The sequence below is a fragment of the Limisalsivibrio acetivorans genome, from assembly GCF_000421105.1.
In the GTDB taxonomy this organism is placed as follows: Bacteria; Chrysiogenota; Deferribacteres; order Deferribacterales; family Geovibrionaceae; genus Limisalsivibrio; species Limisalsivibrio acetivorans.
Map to the genome: position 1 here is coordinate 409,248 of NZ_ATWF01000001.1, position 21,643 is coordinate 430,890.

Genomic DNA, 21,643 nt, shown 5'->3' on the forward strand with positions numbered 1-21,643 from the left:
CGGGGTGTTTCTTTTCGATAATTTTCTGGAAATATAATTCCCCCCAGTGTAGATTGAACCCGATAATATAATTTAAGAGGTATTGTAATGAGTGAAACAGGAACTGCAGATTACAAGATCAGGGATATTTCTCTGGCTGAATACGGCAGAAAAGAGATAGATATAGCAGAGCATGAGATGCCCGGACTTATGTCCGTGCGTGAGAAATACGCTGGCGAGAAGCCGCTCAAGGGTGTGCGCATCTCCGGTTCACTTCATATGACCATCCAGACGGCTGTTCTCATTGAAACACTTGTGGAACTCGGTGCGGATGTACGCTGGTGCAGCTGTAATATCTTTTCCACTCAGGACCACGCCGCAGCCGCTATCGCAGAGGCGGGTGTACCTGTATTCGCATGGAAGGGTGAAACCCTCGAGGAGTACTGGTGGTGTACAGAGCAGGCTCTCAGCTTCCCCGGAGGTAAAGGACCCCAACTCATCGTGGATGACGGCGGCGACGCCACACTTATGATCCACATCGGGTTCAAGGCGGAAAAGGATGCTTCTGTCCTCGATGCAGTACCCGGCGGTGAGGATGAAAAGCTTCTCTATGGCAAGCTTAAGGAGATATTGGCCGCAGACCCCGAGAAATGGCACAGAACCGTTGAGGAATGGAGAGGTGTCTCCGAGGAGACAACCACAGGCGTTCACAGGCTCTATCATATGATGGAGAAGGGCGAGCTCCTCGTTCCCGCTGTAAACGTGAACGACTCCGTTACAAAGTCCAAGTTCGACAACCTCTACGGGTGCCGTGAATCCCTCATCGACGGAATCAAGCGTGCCACAGATGTTATGATAGGCGGCAAGGTAGCCGTTGTATGCGGTTACGGCGATGTGGGCAAAGGCTCCGCACAGTCGCTCAGAGGGCAGGGTGCAAGGGTTATCGTAACCGAGATCGACCCCATCTGCGCACTGCAGGCATCCATGGAAGGGTATCAGGTTGCACCACTTGAGGACACTCTGGGCATCGGTGATATCTACGTGACCACAACAGGAAACAAGGACGTAATCCGCATCGAGCATATGGAGAAGATGAAGGATCAGGCCATCGTCTGCAACATCGGCCACTTCGATAATGAAATTCAGGTTGAAAAGCTTGAAAACTTTCCCGGCATAAAGAAATTAAACATAAAACCTCAAGTAGATAAGTACATATTCCCCAACGGCAATGAGATATTCCTCCTCGCCGAGGGAAGGCTTGTGAACCTTGGCTGTGCAACCGGGCACCCCTCGTTTGTTATGTCCAACTCCTTCGCAAACCAGACCCTCGCCCAGATCGATCTCTGGGAGAAGAGGGATCAGTACAAGCCCGGCGTGTATATGCTTCCCAAGTACCTCGATGAAGAGGTGGCAAGGCTCCATCTTGAAAAGATAGGTGTTAAGCTCACTACGCTTACCCAGGAGCAGGCGGACTACATAGGGGTAGCCGTAGACGGACCCTATAAACCGGAGCATTACAGATACTGATGAGCACCGCAGAAGAGCAGAGAACGAGGGTAACGGTTATCGGTGCAGGACCCGCAGGGGTACACTGCGCCGGAAGCCTTGCCTCGAAAGGCTTTGATGTAACTATCATCGACAGGGAGATAGGGGGGAACTACTGCCGTGCAGGGAGTGTTATATCCAACGCTCTCCTCTATCTCACACGCCTTTACAGTCGCTTTAGCGACAAGGGGAAGAATTTTACCAAGCACGAAGGTGATGCTGAGTTCTCCTTTGACCTGAAAAAAGCTTCAAAGTATATCGAGCAGGTAGTCACCAAACTGCGTAAAACCTTTGCCGAGGATCTTGAAGAGAAGAGTATAAAATTCCTCTATGGCAGTGCAAGATTCTCCGGTAAAAACAGCATAACAGTCACCACCGTTGAGGGTGAGATCGAGCACGAGTTCGATTACTGTGTCATCGCCACAGGATCCTGTGAGAGAGACCCCGGCTTCACTTCTTCCAAAAAGTTTATGACTATCCAGAGTTTTCTCGAAAATGGAGTTATCCCGAGCAGCGTAACCGTTGTCGGGGGCGGATTTGTCGGATGCGAGTTCGCAACCATCTTCCGAAGGATAGGGTGTGAGGTGAATATCATCGAGTGCAGGGAAAATATCCTGAACGAGATGGACACCCAGATAGCAAAGAAATTCGAGGAAAAACTCAAGAAATGCCGGATTAACGTGGTTAAGCAGACCCGCATAGTGAATGTGGAGAAGGTGGGTAACAAATCTATCATATTCCTTGAAAACGGGCAGAAGCTCGAGAGTGAGGAGATCTTCACCGCAGTGGGCAGAAAGCCCTGTCTGGACGGTCTTAACATCAATACGGCGGGAATCAAGCTCCTTGAGGACGGCTCGGTAAAGCTCACCAAAAAGCTGAAAACCACTGCAAAGAATATCTATGTCGTGGGTGATGCCGCCGCCGATGAGATGCTTGTGAACTGGGCATACCGCTCTGCGGATATAGTTTCAGAAGAGATTGCGGGGACCGGTGCAAGGGTTTCCGTCTCTGATATGCCCAAGGTACTTTATCTGGATCCTGAGATCTCCCGTATCGGCATCACCGAGGAACAGGCCAAGGAGAAGGGTATTGATTACTCTGTAATTAAATACAACTACTCAGACCTTGAAAAGTCCCTCATACAGGGCGCACAGAAAGGCTATATGAAGGTTGTTTACGATAAGAAGACCAGAAAGATCCACGGTTGCCACGTTATAGGCGAGGGTGCATCACACATCGCCACCATGTTCTCCATCATTATGCAGTCCGGCATAACCATTGACAAGATCTCCACCTATGTTTTCAATCATCCCACCTATGCCGAGGTTCTTAGCGATATTGCGAGTAAGGTAAAATGAGAAGGGTTTACAGCTTTTTCTTCTGGATATTTCTGGGACTTTTCACAGCAATGCTCGTGATAGTCGGCTATCCGAAATCCAAGCTTACAAAGGACCCCCACGCATATAAGAAGCTCAGCGCAGTCTGGGCGGGTGGGCTCATGCGCATGCTCGGCATAAAGCTGGATGTGGAAGGGCTTGAGAAGCTGGACAGAAACGAGCATTACGTTTTCATGGGCAACCATATCAGCTACGTTGATATATTCGTTATGCTCAACCTGTTTAAGGACAGGCCGTTCCTCTTCATGGCGAAGAAGGAGCTTTTCTCCATCCCCTTCTTCGGCTACGCCATCCGCCATATAGGGATGATCCCCATCGAGCGTGAGGACAAGAAGGACGGCATCAAAAGCCTGCTTACGGCGGCCAAGAAGATAAGCGAAGGCTACTCTGTTCTCCTTTTCCCCGAAGGGACAAGGTCCGAGGACGGCCAGCTCGGTAACTTCAAGAGAGGGGCTTTTCTTCTGGCAAACAGAACAGGAAACCGTATCGCTCCCTTCATTCTCAGGGGGACAAACGAAGCCATGCCCAAGAAGGGCTGGCTTGTTAAGCCCTTTGTAAATGTACATCTTAAGTTTATGGACCCCATCAACCCCGAAGGGATGAAGGATAAGGAACTCATGCAGACCGTCAGGGAGGCTATGCTTGAAGAACTCGGCCAATCGGATAGTACTCGGACTGGGGAGCAATCTGGGGAGCAAGGCGCATAACCTTCTTTATGGGGTGAAATCACTTCATCCTTTAGTAAAGGTATTGGCTGTATCTTCCGTTTATACAACAAAATCTCTTCTTCGTGATGCCCAGGACAGATACTTTAACATCTGCGCACTCTGCACAACGGAACTCGACCCGCTGATGCTACTTGATTACGTAAAGAGCATCGAGAAACGGGCGGGGAGAACCCCGTCACCACGATGGCACAGCAGGATCCTGGATATCGACATCATAGATTACAACCGCTCAGTATATTCCTTCGACAACCTCGAAATACCTCATCCGGAGATGGATAAGCGAAGCTTTGTTCTATATCCGATGCTGGATATTCTTCCCGATTACACCCACCCTGTGAGTTGCAGAACCCTGACCGAAATGGTAAAATTAATTGATGACAAACTGGAAATCCAAAAAGCGGGGGAATTGGCATGGCGGTGATTACCATATCAAGACAGTTCGGATGCGGTGGTGAGTATGTGGCGGAAAGGGTGGCTGAGAAGCTCGGTTTCCGCTTTATGCATAAAGAGCTCATTAAGTACATAGCCATACTCATGGAGACCGACGAGGAGAAGGTCAAAAAATTCGATGAGGAACATCACTCAAGCGCCAGATCATTCTTCAGCAAGTTTATTGATACAGAGCTGTTCAGCGATATGATGAACGATGTTTCCGAAAAGGATAGAAAAGAGGCGGCAAAGGCCATTGAGCACAACGATCCCGTATCCTTCTTCGATGTATACTCCAAGCCCGATGTGATGTTCGACAGCACCAGCTTTAACAAGGTCGCAGATATGATAATCCGAAAACTGGCCGATGAGACGAACTGCGTGATCATGGGAAGGGGAGGGCAGTGTGTTCTGGCGGATCATGAGAATGCTTTACACCTGAGGCTCATCGCTCCCTTTGAGGACAGGGTCACTTGGGTGAAGAACAGGGAGAAGGTAGGAAAAAGCGATGCTGTCCAACTTGTAAAGGATGTTGACAAACGTAAGCGGAACTACATAAAGCATTACTATAACGCAGACATTGACGATTATCATATATACCACGCCATACTAAATATGAAGAAGCTCGACATTGAGCAAACGGCGCTTTCCATTGCAGAAACGGCAAAAATCAAGTTCAAGCTGTAAGCCCGCAGGGAAGTTGTTGACTGCCGGGCATAATTGGAATATACCTAATCCAATTGTGTTCGGAGGTAGTTTTGTACAGAAAGGTCAAAGGATTCAGGGATATTTTCGGTTCCGAAGCCGCCGCCTGGGAAAGGGTTGAGCGAGCCTTCAGGGATACTTTCCATACATTCAGCTTTTCAGAGTTTGTCCTCCCAGTGCTCGAACGCACAGAGGTTTTCAACAGAGGAATAGGCTCCACCACAGACATCGTAGAGAAGGAGATGTTTGCCTTCGAGGACAGGGACGGCACACAGGTTGCCCTCCGCCCCGAAGGAACCGCATCCATCGTCCGTGCATATGTTGAGAACAAGCTCTTCAACCCCCCGGAAGTAAAGAAATACTTCTATATGGGACCCATGTTCCGCAGGGAAAGGCCCCAAAAGGGTCGCTTCCGCCAGTTCTTTCAGGCAGGCGTTGAGGTATTCGGAACATCGGCACCCGCCCTTGATGCTGAGGTTATCCATCTCCTCGACACCCTTGCGGTAAACGCAGGCATAGGGGATATGGTGACCATGGAGATCAATTCCATCGGATGCCCTGCATGCAGGCCGGGCTATCAGGAGAAGCTCCTTAACTATCTGCGGGAGCACAGCTCAGAGCTCTGCGAGGACTGTGTCCGCAGGCTCGACAGAAACCCCATGCGGATCCTCGACTGCAAGAACGAGAAGTGCAAGGGTGTTACATCCGAAGCTCCTGTGATGCTCGACCACCTTTGCGGCGACTGCGTTGAGCACTTCGACAATGTAAAAGAGTATCTGGATGATTTCGGCGTGGAATATTCCGTCAATAAGATGATGGTTCGGGGGCTCGACTATTACGTCCGCACAGCCTTTGAGATGGTCACTACAAGCCTCGGCTCCCAGAATGCCGTAGGGGCAGGGGGGAGATACGACGGCCTCGTAAAACTCCTCGGAGGGCCTGAGATACCGGGTATAGGCTTCGCCCTCGGCATAGACCGTTTCGTATCGCTCCTTATGCTTAAGGAAGAGGTAGAGGAGCAGAAGGCGGACGTTTTCGTTATCGCCTTCAAGGATGTTTCAGACAGAAAAGCTGTTCAGCTTCTCCGCTGGTTCAGGGAGAAGGGGATAAAGACCCTCATGGATTACGACATGCGGGCGATGAAGAAACAGATGAAAAAAGCTGACCAGAGCGGTGCACGCTTCACACTTATCCTCGGCGAGGATGAGCTTGAAAAGGGAGAGGTGTCTGTTAAGGACATGCATTCCGGCGGGCAGGAACTGGTTCAGATAGATAAAATAACAGACTATATTTCCGATAAACTCGGCTAAAGGAGGATATCTTGTATTCTAACCTCGGGGACTGGAGACGTAGCCACCATTGCGGTGAGCTGAACGCTTCCGACATAGGCAAACAGGTTACATTAATGGGCTGGGTCCGCAGAAGGCGTGACCACGGCGGAGTTATCTTTGTGGATCTCAGAGACAGGGAAGGGCTTACTCAGGTAGTCATGAGCCCTGAAATCGATAAGGATGTGCACCAGACGGCGGAGGACATCCGTACGGAATTCGTCATCGCCGTTAAAGGTGAAGTGGACCACAGACCGGAGGGGACGGTTAACGAAAACCTACCTACCGGCGAAATAGAAGTTATCGTTAAAGAGATTAAGATCCTTAACCCTTCACTCACACCCCCCTTCGTTCTGGACGAATACGGCAATGTGAGCGAGGATGTGAGGCTTAAATACAGATACCTCGATCTCAGAAGGCCCGAGCTTAAGGACAACCTTATTATGAGGCACAATATCGTAAGGGCGTTCAGAGAGTTCCTTTACAGCAAGGAATTCCTCGATGTTGAGACCCCCTTCCTCACAAAGAGCACACCCGAAGGCGCCAGGGATTATCTCGTGCCCAGCCGTGTTAACCCCGGCAAGTGCTACGCACTCCCCCAGTCGCCCCAGATGTTCAAACAGCTTCTGATGGTTGCCGGTTTCGACCGCTACTTCCAGATAGTGAAGTGCTTCCGTGACGAGGATCTCCGTGCGGACAGACAGCCCGAGTTCACCCAGCTCGATATGGAGATGTCCTTCATCGATGCAGATGACCTCATGAAACTCATCGAAGAGATGTTCATCAACCTTTTCGACAAGGTTGTGGGCGCCAAGCTTGAGAGGGGATTCCCCGTTATGAGCTTCGACGAGGCTATGGAAAAATACGGCCACGATGCACCCGACACCCGCTTTGATATGTTCCTCAAAACTATCAACGATACGGTTAAGGACTGCGGTTTCAAAGTTTTCGCAGAGGTTGCCAAGTCCGGCGGTTCTGTTAAGGCTATCAACGCAAAAGGCGCTGGCGAGAAATTCTCACGTAAGGATATCGATGAGCTCACCACCTTCGTGCAGTCACTCGGTGCCGGCGGACTTGCATATATCAAGGTGAACGAGGACGGCCTGCAGTCACCCATCGTAAAATTCCTTGGTGATGAAGTTGCAGCAAATATCGTTGAGGAGATGGGTGCAAAGCCCGGAGATATCATATTCTTCGGTGCGGGGGACACCTCCACAGTGAATCTCTATATGAGTAAGCTCAGGCTCAAGCTCGGTGAGGCTCTCGGGCTTCTCGACAAGAATAAGTATTCCTTCGTATGGATAGTGGACTTCCCCCTCCTTGAGTACGATGAGAATGAGAAGAGGTATGCCGCAATGCACCACCCCTTCACTTCACCCAGAGATGAGGACCTTGAACTTTTCGATACCGATCCCGGTCAGATAAGAGCGAAGGCGTATGACCTTGTTCTCAACGGCTCTGAAATAGGCGGCGGCTCCATCAGGATCCACCGGAGCGATGTTCAGGATAAAATGTTTAAAGCTCTCGGTTTTACAGAAGAGGAGAAAGAGCGCAAGTTCGGCTTCTTTGTGGATGCACTCAAATATGGTACTCCTCCCCACGGCGGTATAGCCTTTGGTGTGGACCGTATAGCTACTATCCTCTGCCAGGCGGACTCGATAAGAGACGTTATCGCATTCCCCAAAACACAGAGGGCAACCTGCATGATGAGCGATGCTCCCAATGCTGTTGATGAAAAACAGCTAAAGGAACTCTTCATGAAGTTCGATATAGTAGAGGATAAATAGTTGTCAGGTTTATACAGCTGTTTGACTTGAGAAAACTGTTGTGATAAACTTGAATTGTGTTATGGTTATAAGAAATTAAGGAATAGGGAGGAACCGTCATGAGGACCAGCAGACTTATTTTACTCGTAGTTGCTTTCGCCGCTTTTATCGTAGCGGGTTGTTCAAAGCCCCCCGTAGAGGAGCTTGATCAGGCTCAGGCCGCTATGAAAGCCGCTCAGCAGAGTGGTGCAGAGAAGTGCATGTTCCCTGAATACGTTCAGGCAAAAGCAGCACTTGAGGAAGCTCAGGCCAAGATGGATCAGGCAGAGCAGGGCGGAAACAAAGGCGAGCTTTATGAAGAGGCGAAAGCAGAGCTTCTTAAAGCTATAGAAGATTTCGAGAAGGCTAAGGCTAAGGCCGATGCTTATCAGGAAGTAGATAAGAAGGTCAGAGCAGAGCTTGAGGCTCTCAAGCAGAACCTCCTTGCCCACAAAGAAAAGGGCAACGAGTATGACCTTAAGTCCTACAACAAAGCCCAAGAGAACTACAAGAAAGCCCAGAAACTCGCTGCAGACTGCGAAGGCGAAAAGGCACTTGCTCTTATCGATGAGGCCAACATGGCTCTCAAGAACGTTGAGGACGAGTATGCTGAGAAGAGAGCTGAAGAGATTCTCCGCCAGCAGGAAATGTACAGAAAAGAGCAGCAGGACAAGGCTAAAGAAATGGAGAAGTACACCGTTGTTAAGGGTGACTGCCTCTGGAACATCGCCAAGTCCAAGTACATGAACCCCTTTATGTGGCCTGTAATCTACTGGGCGAATGAAAGCATAATTAACGATCCCGACCTTATCTTCCCCGGTCAGGTCTTCGATATCATGAAGAACGTTGCTTCCGACAAGAAAGCAAAGGCGGAAGATTTTGCCAAGAACAGGGGTCCCTGGTCACTCTTCGACGGCAAGTAATATAAAAGAAGTAACTTTAGAGATATAATAAAGGGCGGCTCTTTGGGGTCGCCCTTTTTTTGCGTCTTTACTATATTTATGGAATCTTCATCCTTGGAAATTCCATAAATTAAATCAGACCTGGCAAATTCTCAGGATGATGAATTTCCCAGATTATAAGGATGGTAAATTCCATAGATAACATTGATACGTAACTGGCTTCCATGGATGGAAGCCTCTGAAGTGAAGAATATTGAGCTACGCTTCATATTCTGTAACGGAAGTAAGCGGAGCGAAGGCTTTGCCGAGCGTAGCGGAAATGGAATTTCCATGGATGGAAGCCCTGAAGTGAAGAATATTGAGCTACGCTTCATATTCTGTAACGGAAGTAAGCGGAGCAAAGGCTTTGCCGAGCGTAGCGGGAATGGAATTTCCATGGATGGTAAATTCCATAGATAACATTGATACGCAACTGGTTTCCATGGATGGAAGCCTCTGAAGTGAAGAATATGGAGCTACGCTTCATATTCTGTAACGGAAGTAATCGGAGCGAAGGCTTTGCCGAGCGTAGCGGCAATGGAATTTCCATGGATGGTAAATTCCATAAATAAATTAAGGGGAAATTTTTAGGGAAAACTTTCCCCTTAGGATCCCCTTAAAAACCCATCTTAAAGATAATGATAAAAGTTTAAGTGAATAAAGCCAATATGGATGTTGGCTCTGAAGGCGAAAGGAAGAACAGCTTTGCTAGTCTGACAATGCCGGAAGTAATCGGAGCGAAGGCTTTGCCGAGTGTAGCGGCAATGGAATTTCCATGGATGGTAAATTCCATAGATTAAATAGATTAAAAAGAAAAACCCCTGTTCGACTAACGGCCTATATACTTAGGGCCTCGCCAAACAGGGGTGTAACGATGAGGTCGTAATTGGAGCACCTCCCTGTAACATCGCTCTGCTGCTTTTGCCGGCTTATCTGTTATTCTCTGGCCTAGGGATTTATCGCTCCCGTGCGTTCCGGCTATTCGTCAGCTTCTATATAACTAAATATATACGGCGGACGGATCTGCGCAAGGGTTTTTAAACGGTGTTCGATAATTTATTAATAATTGATATGTATGAACTTATGTATATTTCTATAAAACTTAGAAACTGCATATTCGTGTGAGTAGAAACAAAAAGGTAAGGCATTTTCAATTGCCTATACCTTGCTCATAATATATTATCCTGATTGACTATTTAATAAAATGGAGAATGCATGTCTGATAATATCGTTATACGCCACGCTGTAAAGGATGATGTAGAGGGTATGCTCAGGGTTCTTGAAGAACTTTTCGGCATTGAGGAAGACTTCCATTTCGACCATGAAAAGCAGAGAAAGGGGCTTAATATACTCCTTGATAACCCCGAGAGATGCTGTGTTATGGTCGCTGACAAGGATGGGGAGATTGCTGGTATGTGTCAGGCACAAACGCTTATCTCCACAGCTGAGGGTGACTATGTCGCCTATATCGAGGATATGGTAATCCATGAGTCATACCGCAGGCACGGGCTCGGTAAAAGGCTACTTAGCGGTGTTGAGGAATGGTGTCGAAAGAATGGATTAAAGCGTATTCAGCTGTTGGCAGACCTCAGCAATGAGCCCGCACTTAACTTCTATAAAAAGAATAATTGGGCTCAAACAAACCTTATCTGCTTTAGAAGGATGGATTACCCCTAAAACTCGCCGACTATGATGTCGTCAATGCAACGTTTAGGAACGTAGTGAACCTCGTCCTCATCTCTGTAGTACTTGTGGTCCGGCGTTTCACGCATACTGACAACCCGCACATCCTCAACGGGATAGCCAAGGGCGATGACATAGAGAATCTGTAGATTCTCAGGTACTTGCAGAACCTTATTGAGTTGTTCCCTTTTAATGTTGCCTATCATACATGAGCCAACACCGCAGGCCATAGCGCTAAGTGTTATGTTCTGCATCGCAAGCCCGGCATCCACCTGGGAAAATTTACTCTCTTTCTCTGCCAGAACAACAATATATGCAACGGGCTGTTCTTTTTCCGAGGGTCCATCCCAGTCTTTGAGGTAGCCCGCCCATGCGAGTGTGGGGAATACTCTGGATGCAATATCCTCATCTGCAACGGTAATATATCGAAGTGGTTGGAGGTTTGCCGCACTCTGGCTCATCCTTGCGGAATAGAGGATATCCTGCAGAAAACCAATATCAAGCTTTTTTGAATGGTCGAACTTTCTGTACGAACGGTTTTTGCGGATAATTTCCTTAAGATTTTCCATGAATACCCCCTGTTTCTATCGGATATATATTACAACAGCTCCTGCGCATGTCAAGGTTTTGCGGGTAGTATAAAAAAAAGAGTGTATAATAGGGTTAAAATAGGGGGTAAATATGCGTAAATATCTGTTTATTATACTCTTAATCACTGCTCTCCCACTTAGTGCCGCTGTTAAGCATGGGGGTGAGAAAGGGGTTGTTGACACGGACTACTTCCGCAGTATTATCGGAAATACTCCAGATGGTGTTCATCTTGTCGATGTACGCTCCGAATCTGAGTTCGATACATGGCATGTTCCCGGTGCTATGCAGATCAATGTTTATGTCCTTTACGACGGTAGCTGTGAGGAGTTTCTTTCTAAGCTCCCTGCCGATGGAGAGGTTATATTTTATTGCACATCGGGCGGGCAGGCGGCGGATGCCTATTACGGGCTCCTTGATACCTGCGGACTATCCGAAGAGAAGATGAAGAGGTTCTATTTCCTGGATGCACTGCTGGATTGCAGCGGCGAGAAGTGTACGGTTAAAGATATCGAATACTAATCAAAAAAACGCAGTGTGCCGCAAGGTACACTGCGCTGTTTCCTCAGGAGTTCTTTTCGTCGAATCTAAATTCCAGTTTGACATCAAGGGCATCCTCTCCACCCTTGAGTGCTGCTGCATATCCCTGAACGGTCTTTGCCAGTGAAAAGGATACGAACCGGTTAAGGTCGATGTCCTTTCCGTTTATAAGCATCCTTATGGCGGGGGGCTCTTTTTCATCGTTCAGTTTGCATTCACTCTGAAGGAAGTCCGCCACCTCTTCGGGATTGTTTACATCGAGATATCTGGGCGCACCCTGAATCTCAGGAGCATCCGGTTTATCGGTGGCAACGGCCATAAGCGTCTCCTGACCTATGCATACGGGATCCTTACCGTTACCGGGACGGTAAACCTCTATCTTGGGCTTGTCCGATGTTTTGTATCCTTCGGTAATTATTATATCGCTGTCTATGGGGGCCATATGGACAAGTGTGTCGAGTGTGGGTTCACCATCGCAGACCATGGCATGCTTGCCGGGCCCGGCGATGATAACCGCCGCCGCACCAGCCTGCTTATGGCGATGGCTGTCCTTCCCCTCTTTATCGATATCGAAGCCGTGGGCATCATGCTTTATTACGCTCACCTTGAGCCCTCTGTCCGTAAGTATCCTTACAACCTGTTCCAATAGCGTGGTTTTCCCGCTTCCGCTGTATCCTGCAAATGTAACAACCGGTATCATATCATCCCTCTGTAGTATCTTTCATATATCCTTTTCAGGATATTTCTGTCACCCTTGATGGAGATAACCTCCATACGGGCGCTTCCTATTGTGAATCCAATATCCATACGCATGAGGATATGGGTACTCTTATCGATCCAGAAGTGCCATGTCCCCTTTGGCTGGAGCTTTTTGTCCGTTTCGTAGTCGGGTTTGAAGCGAACCTTTTCGCAGTCGAAGGTTTCCTTTCCCAGAAAGACGGTTCCCTCTCCATCAAGCCTGTAGGGGAGGATTATAGGCTTGCTGTCCAGAAACAGCTTCACTATCTGCTGCTCCTCGGAACGGTTGAATATGAGGGAGAGCGTTGCTCCGTAAGGGTCGAGAAAGCCTTTCTTTCCGAAGAAGTTCTTCTTAATGCTTTTCAGCTTCCCTGTTTCGGTGTGTCTTTTCTGTATCACGTAGTCTATTCCCTTATCAAGGAATTTGTAGCTGTGGGAATAGCTGTACTTATCATTCTCGCTTAGCAGATCCATCTTTACGGTACGAACCGGATATACCTCAATGAGAGCCTTGCCCACCTCACGGAATGGAACGATCTTTGAGATTGGCGGAACTGTGTATGTTGTGCTCGATGCCTCAAGCTTGCCGTCCTCTAGTTGACGATACTGAATACACGATTCGCCGAGTTTGAAGAACAGGCTTATCTCGTAGCATACCTCCAGGTCCGAAGCTTTTGCATTGAGTGGGTTGAGCATTATACCGAGTAGAATTAACAGAAGGAGCCTTTTTCTCATAGCGCCAATATAATACTTTTCTCCGCATATTTCCCGTAATATTTCACATTAAACCCCGCCGCCATAATATTTGACATAGACGGGGATTTACATTAATACATCTGAGGCTTAAGTAGGAGATGCGATGATAACTGCAGAGAACCTCTCCAAGGGGTATGGAGCGAGAACACTTTTTGATGAGGCCTCATTCAGGATTAACCCCGGTGAGAAGGTCGGCCTTGTGGGGCGAAACGGCCACGGCAAGACTACCCTTGTGCGAATAATCACTGGCGAAGAAACGCCGGATGACGGCGGTATTACATTCCCCAAGCGCTACAGTGTCGGCTACCTCAAACAGCACCTCGATTTTACAGCACCCACCGTGCTGGAGGAAGGGGCGAGGGGATTGAAAGAGGATGACAAGCTCGATGTTTGGAAGGTGGAGAAAATACTCTCCGGTCTCGGGTTCAGCGAAGAGGATATGCAGAGACACCCCTCATACTTCTCCGGCGGTTATCAGGTACGTCTCAACCTTGCTAAGGTTCTTGTCTCCGAGCCTAATATGCTCCTTCTCGATGAACCTACCAACTACCTTGATATTACATCGATCCGCTGGCTTGAGGGATTTTTGAACGACTGGAAGGGTGAGCTTATTCTCATAACCCACGACAGGGGCTTCATGGACAGGGTCATAACCCATACCCTCGGTATTCATAGAAACAAGATCCGCAAGATAGAGGGGGACACCGGAAAGCTTTACGAACAGCTCGCCAAAGAGGAGGAGATCTACGAGAAAACCCGCCTCAATGAGGAGCAGAAACGCAAGGATATGGAGCGTTTCATTACCCGCTTCCGCGCGAAGGCGAGGCTTGCAAACCTTGTTCAGTCACGTGTTAAGGCGCTGAACCGGATGGAGAAAAAGGAAAAGCTGGATGAGATAAAGGAGCTGGACTTCTCCTTCAGATACAAGGACTACAAGGGTAAAGAGGCTCTCTCGGCAAAGAATATTACCTTCGGATACAAACCGGATGAGCCGCTCATCAAGGATTTCAGCATAACGATAGGCAACGGTGAGCGTGTCGGGATAATCGGAAAGAATGGTAAGGGTAAGACAACACTTCTTAAGATACTCGCAGGAGTCCTGAACCCCGATTCAGGCGAAGTCCTGTACAATAACGGTATAGAAAAGGGCTTCTACGAGCAGACAAACGTAAAGAGCCTTGATGAGCGAAAGAGCATCGAGGAGGAGCTGATGGATTCCCATACCGATGTCGAGCGTCAGCTTGCACGCGATATCGCAGGTACGATGATGTTCGAAGGGGAGGAGGCGCTCAAGAAGATCGGCGTTCTATCAGGCGGGGAGAAGAGCCGTGTTATGCTCGGCAAGCTCCTTGCAACCCCTTTGAATTTCCTGCTCCTGGATGAGCCAACAAACCATCTCGATATGCAGTCCTCCGACTCCCTCCTTGAGGCGCTGGATGCTTTCAGGGGGACAATGCTTCTGATTACCCACAATGAGATGTTCCTCCATGCCCTGGTTGACAGGCTTATAGTCTTCAAAAACGGAGAAGTAACAGTTTTCGAAGGAACATATTCCGATTTCCTCGAGAAAGAGGGGTGGGGTGATGAGGATGACGAGCCGGCAAAGGAGACAAAGCCCACAGGCTCCGACGGCAAGCTTACCAAAAAGGAACTGCGCAGGAGGCGTTCTGAGGTTATCACAGAGCGCAACAATGTCCTTAAGCCTCTGCAAAAGAGTGTTGAAGAGCTTGAGAGCAGGATTTCCGCCCTTGAAAACGATGTGGAGAGGATAAACGCCGAGATGATAGAGGCCTCCGAGAAGGGGGAGGGTGAGCGTATTGGTGAACTCTCCAAGGCGCTTAACAGCACCGAAGCGGAGATAGAGGAGTTGTTTGATACCCTCGCCGAGGATACGGAGCGGCTTGAGACACTTTCGGAGGAGTACGAGGCCAGGCTGGCTGAGCTTGGTGATTAGTCGCCGGACACTACCCTGTTTTTGCCCGCTTTCTTTGCCTCATAGAGCCTGCTGTCCGCAAGGGCGATAACAGCTTCCTGCTTTTCAGCCTCAGATGAATGGGATACGCCTAAACTGCACGTGACATTCCTTCCCAGCGTTTCCATATGCCTTGCTTCTATACTTCTGCGTATCTTCTCAGCAAGCTCGGTTGTCTTTTCAAGGGGGAGTTCGGTTAGTACGATGAATTCTTCTCCTCCGTATCTCGCCGCAACCGATTCACCGGAGACCTCATCAATGGTTTCAGCAAAGGCCACTAGTACGTCATCACCCACATCGTGGCCGTGGTTGTCGTTAACAGATTTGAAGTTGTCTATATCCATCAATATAATGGAGTATTCACCTCTGTTTCTGGTTTCCCTAAGTATGTCGAAGAAACAGCGGCGGTTGTATAGACCTGTAAGATGATCGTGGTAGGCTATCTTCTCCATCTCATCAACAAGATACTTCATGTTTAAGTGTGTCTGGAAGCGGAGATAGAACTCCTCGATCTTGAAGGGTTTCATTATGAAATCGCTTATGCCCATCTGGAAGTAGAGGCGCATGAGCTCGGGGTCTTTGTCAGAAGTTATTGTTATCATGGGTGTTTTAAAGCCTGTGGCATCAACCTTAACCCCTTTGACAACATCGAGCCCCGTTTCATCGTTAAGCAGGTTGTGGTCGGTGATTATGATGTCGGGCTTGCGTGTGGTTTCTCTGTATCTGTTTATCGCTTCTGTGGCTGAATCGAAGGTTTCGCAGTCAGCCCCGATCCTGTTAACGAGTGTTTTCAGATATGAGCTGAGGGATATGCTGTCCTCCACAACGTAGGCGAGGGGGGAGTGTATCCTGTTTGATAGTGCGTTTTTAGTAAGGTTTTGGACGACGTATTTAAGGTTTGTGAGGGCGTTGTTTTTCTGGATAAACGCCACAGCCCCTGCGCTGAAAGCCTCCTCTCTTGCCTTTGGGGAGTCTTCGGAACTGAGTATGATAACCTGGGATTTTTCAAGATGTTCCTTTGTCTTAATATTCCAACAGAGATCGATACCCCTTGTGTCCTCAAGCACACCCGAGATGGTTATGATAACCGGCTCAATGTTCTCAAGGACTTCCATCGCCTCTTCTCCGGTGTGCAGGATGATAGATTCGAGTTTAAGTTCATCAAAAACATGCTTCATGTGGGTTGCTATAACCTTGCTGTTTTCAACGATCAAAGCTTTATTCATAGTAGTTACCTTGGATTTTTACTAACTATAGCACGTTATTACTCATAATATAAACACTTTCTAGGCTACTTCATAGCCTCCAGCTCCTCCTGTCTCTCCATGAGCTCAAGCATTTCCATCTCAATCTCGTCCCCCCGCTTTTGAGCTTCTGCGAGCTTTGAGTAGTCGCTCCCGCCATCTGAAAGGATTTTATCCATCTCATTCTTCTCGTTTTCGAGCTCTTCGAGCCTCTTTTCGATATCCTCCATCTCCCTTTTCTCTTTAAAGCTCAATCCCTTTTTCTCACGTTTAGGCTTTTCTCTGGGTATGGTCTCTTTCTTTGCCTCCGGCTTTTCGGATATCTTCTTTTCTAGGTATTGCGAGTAACTTCCCGGGAAATGTTCGAGTACAGCATCACCCTTGAATATGTATATCTCATCGCAAACTCTGTCCATAAAATAACGGTCGTGGGAGACGGTTAGGACGCAGCCGGGGAATTCATCGAGGAATTCTTCGAGTACAGATAGAGTTTTAATGTCAAGATCGTTGGTGGGTTCATCAAGGATAAGGAAGTTCGGGTTCACCATCAATGTGCAAACCAGATGGAGGCGCCGCTTCTCGCCGCCGGAGAGCTTGCCTATCTCGCTGTAATGGGTATGGGAGGGGAAGAGGAACCGCTCAAGCATGCGTGGTGCGGTTATGATATTGCCGTTTTTAAGCTTGATGTTGGGTGATATCTCGTTAACGTGGTCCAGCACTTTTTCGTTATCATCCAGCTCTTTACTATGCTGATCGAATACACCGAAGACGGTATTCTGGCCGATTTTGACAGAACCGCTGTCCGGCTCCTCCTCTCCGGTGACTATGCGAAGAAAGGTTGTCTTACCCACTCCGTTAGGGCCGGCGATTCCGACCTTCTCACCACGTTTGAAGGCGTGGCTGAAATCATTGAAAAGCACGTTGTCTCCATAGGCCTTGGATACGTTTTCAAGCTCTACAATCCTTTTGCCAAGCCTTCTTCCGGCGGTTTCAAACTCAATATCCCTGTTTTCATCCTTTTTAACGTTTCCAGTAAGCTCGGTGAAGCGTTCCTTCCTTGCTTTCTGCTTTGTTGTCCTCGCTTTGGGGCTTCTCATAAGCCATTTGAGCTCGTTTCGGATAACGTTCTGGAGCTTGTTCTGCTCACGCTCCTCCTGCAGCTCCAGTTCAGCCTTCTTTTCGAGGTAGTCGCTGTAGTTACCTTCGAACCGCATCATACCCTCGGGGTTAAGCTCAAATATGAGGTTACACACGTTATCAAGGAAATAGCGGTCGTGGGTGACGAGGAGCACCGCCTTCTTCGTGTTCTCAAGCCATCCCTGAAGCCATTCCACGGTGTCTATGTCAAGGTGGTTTGTGGGTTCATCGAGGATAAGCAGATTCCCTTCGCTTATGAGAGCCTTTGCAAGGGCGACTTTCTTGAGCATCCCGCCGGAGAGTGTTTCCATAAGGAGTGTGGTATCGTTAATACCCAGCTCACCCATGATGGATTTAACCTCGAACTCGTAGCTCCATGCGTTCCTGGCCTCCATCTGATCCATAACCTTTTGGAGAAGCTCCCCCTTTGACGGGTCTTTTTCAGCCTCAATACAAAGTCTTTCATAATCCCTTATCAGTTTAATAAGAGGGGTGTCCCCAGTGAAGATATAGTCAAGGACAGTCTGTCCTGTTTCAAAGAATGGCGACTGCTCCAGATGGTTTATTACACATTTATTATTAAGGGCGACATCCCCGGTATCCGCCGTGTCCTTCCCTGCGATAATGTTCAACAGGGTGGACTTGCCGCTGCCGTTAATGCCGATAATCGCCGCCCTGTCCCCCTCATTGAGCCCGAGGGTTACGCCGGAGAATAGGGTGCGGTCGCCGAAGGATTTGGATAGATCTTTTGCTGAAAGAAGGTTCATCGTTTATGTCCTGACTCCATAGATTTTGCGGACATAATATTAATATTTAAAGCCACCGTTATCAATAAATAAAAAAGCCCCCGCTTCAGCGGGGGCTCAGATGATTCAAATACTTTATCAGGGCTGTTCTTACGTCAGTTTACTGAGCGTGTGTTACTTCGAAGAAGTCAGCCATAACATGGAAGATATGAGTGTTGTCAATAACCTTGGTAGTTACGTCGGAGTAGAAGTCGCCTTCGTACTTGCTGAAGAGTTCTTCTGCTGCATAACCCTTTGCGTATACGGAAACGAGTTCGTTGGTGTGTCCGCCGGAACCGTAGAAAACATCGCCGTCGGGATAAACATAATCACCGCAATACTCTGCGTCACAGCTTCCGTCATCCTCCTCCTGAGTGGGAAGATCGCCGAGGGCGGGAGTCATAGCGGTGTTTGTTCTTAGGAAGCTGTTTCCGTGGTCGGATGTAACGATTATGAGGGTGTTTGACCAGTCGATAAGGTCGCCGGGCTCGTCAACGAACTCGATGGCCTTCATTACAGCCTGCTCAAGATCCCATACGGAACCGACCATGCCGGAGTAGTTGTTTGCATGGTTGTTCCAGTCGATGTACCCTGCTCAACCATAAGGAAGAAACCGTCCTCATCCTGGCTGAGAACCTTGAGGGCGGCCTCAGTGGACTGGGAAAGAAGGGGGTTGTCTGTGTTGGCATCTGCAACAGAGGGGCTTCCGGGTGTGTCTGTGGCGATGGGTGTAGCTATCTGCCAGTCACCGAAGAGACCGAAAAGCTTCTTGCCGGAGGACACAGCAGTGTCTGCTGCGGCAAGAAGGGCTGAACCGCCGTAAACTCCGTCTGTTCTTTCTACAAACACATACTCGGAACCGTTTGCAAGGGCATTGTAGCTGTCTTCTGTGATGTACTTGTACTCTCCAACGTAGCTGGGGTGTCCTGCACCGATAACTACCTCGGGCTTGATGTTCTGGACTATCTCGTCTGCAATCTCGCCGTAGTTACCTCTGTTGATGTTGTGGCTTGCGAAAGTAGCAGGGGTAGCGTGGGAGAATTCAACTGTTGATACGATACCGATGGCTCCGCCTCTCTGATGACGAACCTTCTCACCGATGGTTATAAGGTCGCCGTCTGCGGGGTCAAGGGTTTCCCATGAGATATTGCCGGAATCAGTCTTAAGACCAGTAGCCATAGCAGTGCCTGCGGAAGCTGAATCTGTAGCGAACTGGTTTCCGTCGTAGTTCATGAAGTAGTCTTCAAGAAGGGGGTAGGGGAGTTCGCCTGCGGTTTCAGCATCGTAACCGATACTCCAGTCGATGTTCACGCCGTCGTACTTGTTGGCACCTTTAGCAGCTGCGTAGCTGTTGTAGGAGTCAACGTCCCAGGTAGTTACGTTGCCCGTCCAGTCAAAGCTGTGGAATGTGAGGTTGTCGTCTCCGCCATACATGTATCTGGAGCCAGCAATCTCGTGTGCTTTCTGCATTCCGTCACCGATGAAGAGGATAACGTTCTTAGTACCGTTCTCAGCAGCTTCTTTCATAACAGAGTAGATCTGGGTGTTGTCGATAAGGCTTGTACCGCTGTAGTACTTTCCTTCCTCATCGGAGAAAAGCTCAACGTTTTTACCCTTGGCATAGATGGAAACAAGCTCGTTGGTGTGTCCGCCTGTTCCGTAAAATACATCACCTTCGGGGTATATGAAGTCGCCGCAGTATTCGTATTCACAGCTTCCGTTGTCCGCAACCTGAGCGGGCAGGTCACCCATGCCGAGCTCTTTGGTGGTGTTGAAGCGGAGGTAGCTGTTGCCGTGGTCAGAAGTAACGATTACAAGCGTGTTGTCCCAGCTCATACCGTTGGTGTTGTTGTCGACCATGGAAACGGTCTTTGCAACCGCTCTGTCAAGGTCAAGAACCGCACCGACCATGCCGGCGTAGTTGTTTGCATGGTTGTTCCAGTCGATGTCACCCTGTTCAACCATGAGGAAGAAGCCGTCTGTATCCTGGCTGAGAACCTCGATTGCCGCCTCAGTGGACTCCTCAAGAACGGGGCTCTCGTTATCAGTCTTTGCGAAGGTGGGAGCACCGGGGGTGTCTGTAACTGTGGGGGTGTCGATCTGCCATGCGCCGAATACCCCGAAGAGCTTCTTATCATCAGCGATAGCCTGATCCTTGGCAGCTTTAAGGGCATCGGAACCGGTAACGTTATCAACCCTTTCTACATAAACGTACTCAGGGTCGGTGCTTACAGAGTTGTAGCTCGCCTCTGTGAAGTACTTGTAGCTTCCTACGAAGTTAAAGTGACCAGCACCAATAACAACATCGGGCTTGGTTGTCATGGCTATCTCATCGGAGATTTCGCCTTAGTTGTTTCTGCTTACGTTGTGGCTTACGAAGGAAGCGGGGGTTGCATGGGAGAACTCAACAGTGGAAACAACACCCATTCTTCTGCCGAGGCTGTCTCTGAAGTATTCTGCGATTGTTGTAAGGTTGCCGCCTGCAGTATCACCAGTTTCCCATGCTATGTTGCCGGAATCGGTCTTCTGGCCTGTGGACATTGCTGTACCTGCAGAAGCTGAATCGGTAGCGCTTGCGCCAGTGGATGAGTCGAGGAAGTAGGCATCTTTCTTAACGGAAGCAGTACCTGCGGCGAGGAGATCGTATCCTACCTTGCCGGAAAAGCTGGCGGGAGTATAGTTGTCTGCACCCATGTATGCGGCGTAGTTATTGTAAGTATTAACATCCCGTGTTGTTGCATAGTTAGAGTAGGGGAAGGCGGATGCATCATCCCATACAAGGCCGTTAGTGCTACCATAAAGGTATCTGCTTGCTGCAGCTTCATGCTCTTCGTGCATACCGTCACCGATGAAAAGGATTACGTTCTTCGGAAGGGTGTATCCATCCTGACCGTCCTGTCCATCAGAGCCGTCAGAACCGTCCATTCCGTCCTGACCATCTGCACCGTTGAGCCCGTCATCTCCGTCACTGCCTCCGCAGCCGGCGATAAATGCGAGCACAAGCAGTGCTGCAATGAGTTTCAAGAGTTTGGTATTCAAGGCTAACCTTCATAGATTATTAGGTTCTTCGAACCGCTATATTTCGGGCAACCTCTTATTGACTATTTATGTCAGGTATCTGTCATAGATATAATCAATAACGTAAATGTAAATGTTATGATGTGATAAGTCTCGCTTGTATAGGAACATTTGCTTGTTACATAAACCCGGTTTTATGGAAAAATATTCTTACAATCCCAAAGTCCTTATTTAGTTGCAGGTATTGCTTATAGAGATACTCCTTATTATACAGTGATATGCATGAATTTTGATATTCGGCTGCTTTATGAATACTAGCAATTAT

General features: G+C 48.6%; 19 protein-coding genes and 1 pseudogene. 13 read left to right on the forward strand and 7 right to left on the reverse strand.

Going from position 1 to position 21,643, the window contains the following annotated elements:
- The first annotated feature begins 87 nt into the window (after positions 1-87).
- The 11 genes from ahcY (at position 88) to K300_RS0101990 (ending at position 10,534) form a co-directional block, all read left to right on the forward strand.
- Entirely contained in the window at positions 88-1,506 is a 1,419-nt protein-coding gene (ahcY, locus tag K300_RS0101945) for an adenosylhomocysteinase (protein ID WP_022849981.1), read from the forward strand.
- Positions 1,506-2,882 (forward strand): dihydrolipoyl dehydrogenase family protein, encoded by a 1,377-nt coding sequence (locus tag K300_RS0101950; protein WP_022849982.1) that lies wholly within the window; start codon positions 1,506-1,508, stop codon positions 2,880-2,882. Before ahcY ends, K300_RS0101950 begins: the two co-directional genes overlap by 1 nt.
- Positions 2,879-3,628 carry a lysophospholipid acyltransferase family protein gene (locus K300_RS0101955; protein ID WP_022849983.1) on the forward strand — a complete coding sequence of 250 codons (750 nt, stop codon included), beginning with the start codon at positions 2,879-2,881 and terminating at the stop codon, positions 3,626-3,628. The genes K300_RS0101950 and K300_RS0101955 overlap by 4 nt, the downstream gene beginning before the upstream one ends.
- 13 nt (positions 3,629-3,641) lie before the next feature.
- Positions 3,642-4,070, forward strand: coding sequence for a 2-amino-4-hydroxy-6-hydroxymethyldihydropteridine diphosphokinase (folK, locus tag K300_RS14230; protein WP_238320654.1), 429 nt, complete (start codon positions 3,642-3,644; stop codon positions 4,068-4,070).
- Positions 4,061-4,765, forward strand: coding sequence for a cytidylate kinase-like family protein (locus K300_RS0101965; protein ID WP_022849985.1), 705 nt, complete (start codon positions 4,061-4,063; stop codon positions 4,763-4,765). Before folK ends, K300_RS0101965 begins: the two co-directional genes overlap by 10 nt.
- Before the next feature lie 71 nt (positions 4,766-4,836).
- Complete coding sequence (hisS, locus tag K300_RS0101970) at positions 4,837-6,093, forward strand: histidine--tRNA ligase (RefSeq protein WP_022849986.1); 1,257 nt, start codon at positions 4,837-4,839, stop codon at positions 6,091-6,093.
- Between the two features lie 11 nt (positions 6,094-6,104).
- Positions 6,105-7,898: an aspartate--tRNA ligase gene (gene aspS / locus K300_RS0101975; protein ID WP_022849987.1), complete on the forward strand. Its 1,794-nt coding sequence runs from the start codon at positions 6,105-6,107 to the stop codon at positions 7,896-7,898.
- A 98-nt stretch (positions 7,899-7,996) separates the two neighbouring features.
- Positions 7,997-8,839, forward strand: coding sequence for a LysM peptidoglycan-binding domain-containing protein (locus tag K300_RS16470; RefSeq protein ID WP_022849988.1), 843 nt, complete (start codon positions 7,997-7,999; stop codon positions 8,837-8,839).
- A 183-nt stretch (positions 8,840-9,022) separates the two neighbouring features.
- Positions 9,023-9,277 carry a hypothetical protein gene (locus K300_RS0101985; protein ID WP_155827553.1) on the forward strand — a complete coding sequence of 85 codons (255 nt, stop codon included), beginning with the start codon at positions 9,023-9,025 and terminating at the stop codon, positions 9,275-9,277.
- A gap of 2 nt (positions 9,278-9,279) precedes the next feature.
- Positions 9,280-9,429, forward strand: coding sequence for a hypothetical protein (locus K300_RS16800; RefSeq protein ID WP_162139836.1), 150 nt, complete (start codon positions 9,280-9,282; stop codon positions 9,427-9,429).
- Positions 9,430-10,072: 643 nt separating this feature from the next.
- A complete protein-coding gene (locus tag K300_RS0101990) occupies positions 10,073-10,534 on the forward strand; it encodes a GNAT family N-acetyltransferase (protein WP_022849990.1) in 462 nt (153 codons plus the stop codon).
- Here the strand turns inward: K300_RS0101990 and K300_RS0101995 are convergent.
- On the reverse strand, positions 10,531-11,109 hold the full coding sequence (locus K300_RS0101995) for a nitroreductase family protein (protein WP_022849991.1): 579 nt from the start codon (positions 11,107-11,109) through the stop codon (positions 10,531-10,533). The genes K300_RS0101990 and K300_RS0101995 overlap by 4 nt on opposite strands.
- Positions 11,110-11,221: 112 nt before the next feature.
- On the opposite strand from K300_RS0101995, the gene K300_RS0102000 reads away from it, so the two are divergent.
- Complete coding sequence (locus tag K300_RS0102000; protein WP_022849992.1) at positions 11,222-11,650, forward strand: rhodanese-like domain-containing protein; 429 nt, start codon at positions 11,222-11,224, stop codon at positions 11,648-11,650.
- A 43-nt stretch (positions 11,651-11,693) separates the two neighbouring features.
- On the opposite strand, the gene mobB is transcribed toward K300_RS0102000, so the two are convergent.
- Positions 11,694-12,368, reverse strand: coding sequence for a molybdopterin-guanine dinucleotide biosynthesis protein B (gene mobB, locus K300_RS14235; protein ID WP_022849993.1), 675 nt, complete (start codon positions 12,366-12,368; stop codon positions 11,694-11,696).
- On the reverse strand, positions 12,365-13,141 hold the full coding sequence (locus K300_RS0102010) for a DUF3108 domain-containing protein (protein ID WP_022849994.1): 777 nt from the start codon (positions 13,139-13,141) through the stop codon (positions 12,365-12,367). Before K300_RS0102010 ends, mobB begins: the two co-directional genes overlap by 4 nt.
- Positions 13,142-13,265: 124 nt before the next feature.
- Between K300_RS0102010 and K300_RS0102015 the strand changes: the two genes are divergently transcribed.
- On the forward strand, positions 13,266-15,116 hold the full coding sequence (locus K300_RS0102015; protein ID WP_022849995.1) for an ABC-F family ATP-binding cassette domain-containing protein: 1,851 nt from the start codon (positions 13,266-13,268) through the stop codon (positions 15,114-15,116).
- On the opposite strand, the gene K300_RS0102020 is transcribed toward K300_RS0102015, so the two are convergent.
- The 4 genes and pseudogenes from K300_RS0102020 to K300_RS0102045 form a co-directional block, all read right to left on the reverse strand.
- Positions 15,113-16,360 carry a GGDEF domain-containing response regulator gene (locus K300_RS0102020; protein WP_022849996.1) on the reverse strand — a complete coding sequence of 416 codons (1,248 nt, stop codon included), beginning with the start codon at positions 16,358-16,360 and terminating at the stop codon, positions 15,113-15,115. The genes K300_RS0102015 and K300_RS0102020 overlap by 4 nt on opposite strands.
- A gap of 65 nt (positions 16,361-16,425) precedes the next feature.
- Positions 16,426-18,282: an ABC-F family ATP-binding cassette domain-containing protein gene (locus K300_RS0102030; protein ID WP_022849997.1), complete on the reverse strand. Its 1,857-nt coding sequence runs from the start codon at positions 18,280-18,282 to the stop codon at positions 16,426-16,428.
- 139 nt (positions 18,283-18,421) lie between these two features.
- Positions 18,422-20,622: pseudogene (locus K300_RS0102040) on the reverse strand (alkaline phosphatase).
- Between the two features lie 24 nt (positions 20,623-20,646).
- On the reverse strand, positions 20,647-21,339 hold the full coding sequence (locus K300_RS0102045) for an alkaline phosphatase (RefSeq protein ID WP_022850000.1): 693 nt from the start codon (positions 21,337-21,339) through the stop codon (positions 20,647-20,649).
- Positions 21,340-21,643: the final 304 nt, after the last annotated feature.

Excerpts from the sequence above, each read along its gene's own strand:
- ahcY (WP_022849981.1), top strand. The coding sequence starts at position 88 with ATGAGTGAAACAGGAACTGCAGATTACAAGATCAGGGATATTTCTCTG.
- K300_RS0101950 (WP_022849982.1), top strand. The coding sequence starts at position 1,506 with ATGAGCACCGCAGAAGAGCAGAGAACGAGGGTAACGGTTATCGGTGCA.
- K300_RS0101955 (WP_022849983.1), top strand. The coding sequence starts at position 2,879 with ATGAGAAGGGTTTACAGCTTTTTCTTCTGGATATTTCTGGGACTTTTC.
- K300_RS0101965 (WP_022849985.1), top strand. The coding sequence starts at position 4,061 with ATGGCGGTGATTACCATATCAAGACAGTTCGGATGCGGTGGTGAGTAT.
- K300_RS16470 (WP_022849988.1), top strand. The coding sequence starts at position 7,997 with ATGAGGACCAGCAGACTTATTTTACTCGTAGTTGCTTTCGCCGCTTTT.
- K300_RS0101990 (WP_022849990.1), top strand. The coding sequence starts at position 10,073 with ATGTCTGATAATATCGTTATACGCCACGCTGTAAAGGATGATGTAGAG.
- K300_RS0101995 (WP_022849991.1), bottom strand. The coding sequence starts at position 11,109 with ATGGAAAATCTTAAGGAAATTATCCGCAAAAACCGTTCGTACAGAAAG.
- K300_RS0102000 (WP_022849992.1), top strand. The coding sequence starts at position 11,222 with ATGCGTAAATATCTGTTTATTATACTCTTAATCACTGCTCTCCCACTT.
- mobB (WP_022849993.1), bottom strand. The coding sequence starts at position 12,368 with ATGATACCGGTTGTTACATTTGCAGGATACAGCGGAAGCGGGAAAACC.
- K300_RS0102010 (WP_022849994.1), bottom strand. The coding sequence starts at position 13,141 with ATGAGAAAAAGGCTCCTTCTGTTAATTCTACTCGGTATAATGCTCAAC.
- K300_RS0102015 (WP_022849995.1), top strand. The coding sequence starts at position 13,266 with ATGATAACTGCAGAGAACCTCTCCAAGGGGTATGGAGCGAGAACACTT.
- K300_RS0102020 (WP_022849996.1), bottom strand. The coding sequence starts at position 16,360 with ATGAATAAAGCTTTGATCGTTGAAAACAGCAAGGTTATAGCAACCCAC.
- K300_RS0102030 (WP_022849997.1), bottom strand. The coding sequence starts at position 18,282 with ATGAACCTTCTTTCAGCAAAAGATCTATCCAAATCCTTCGGCGACCGC.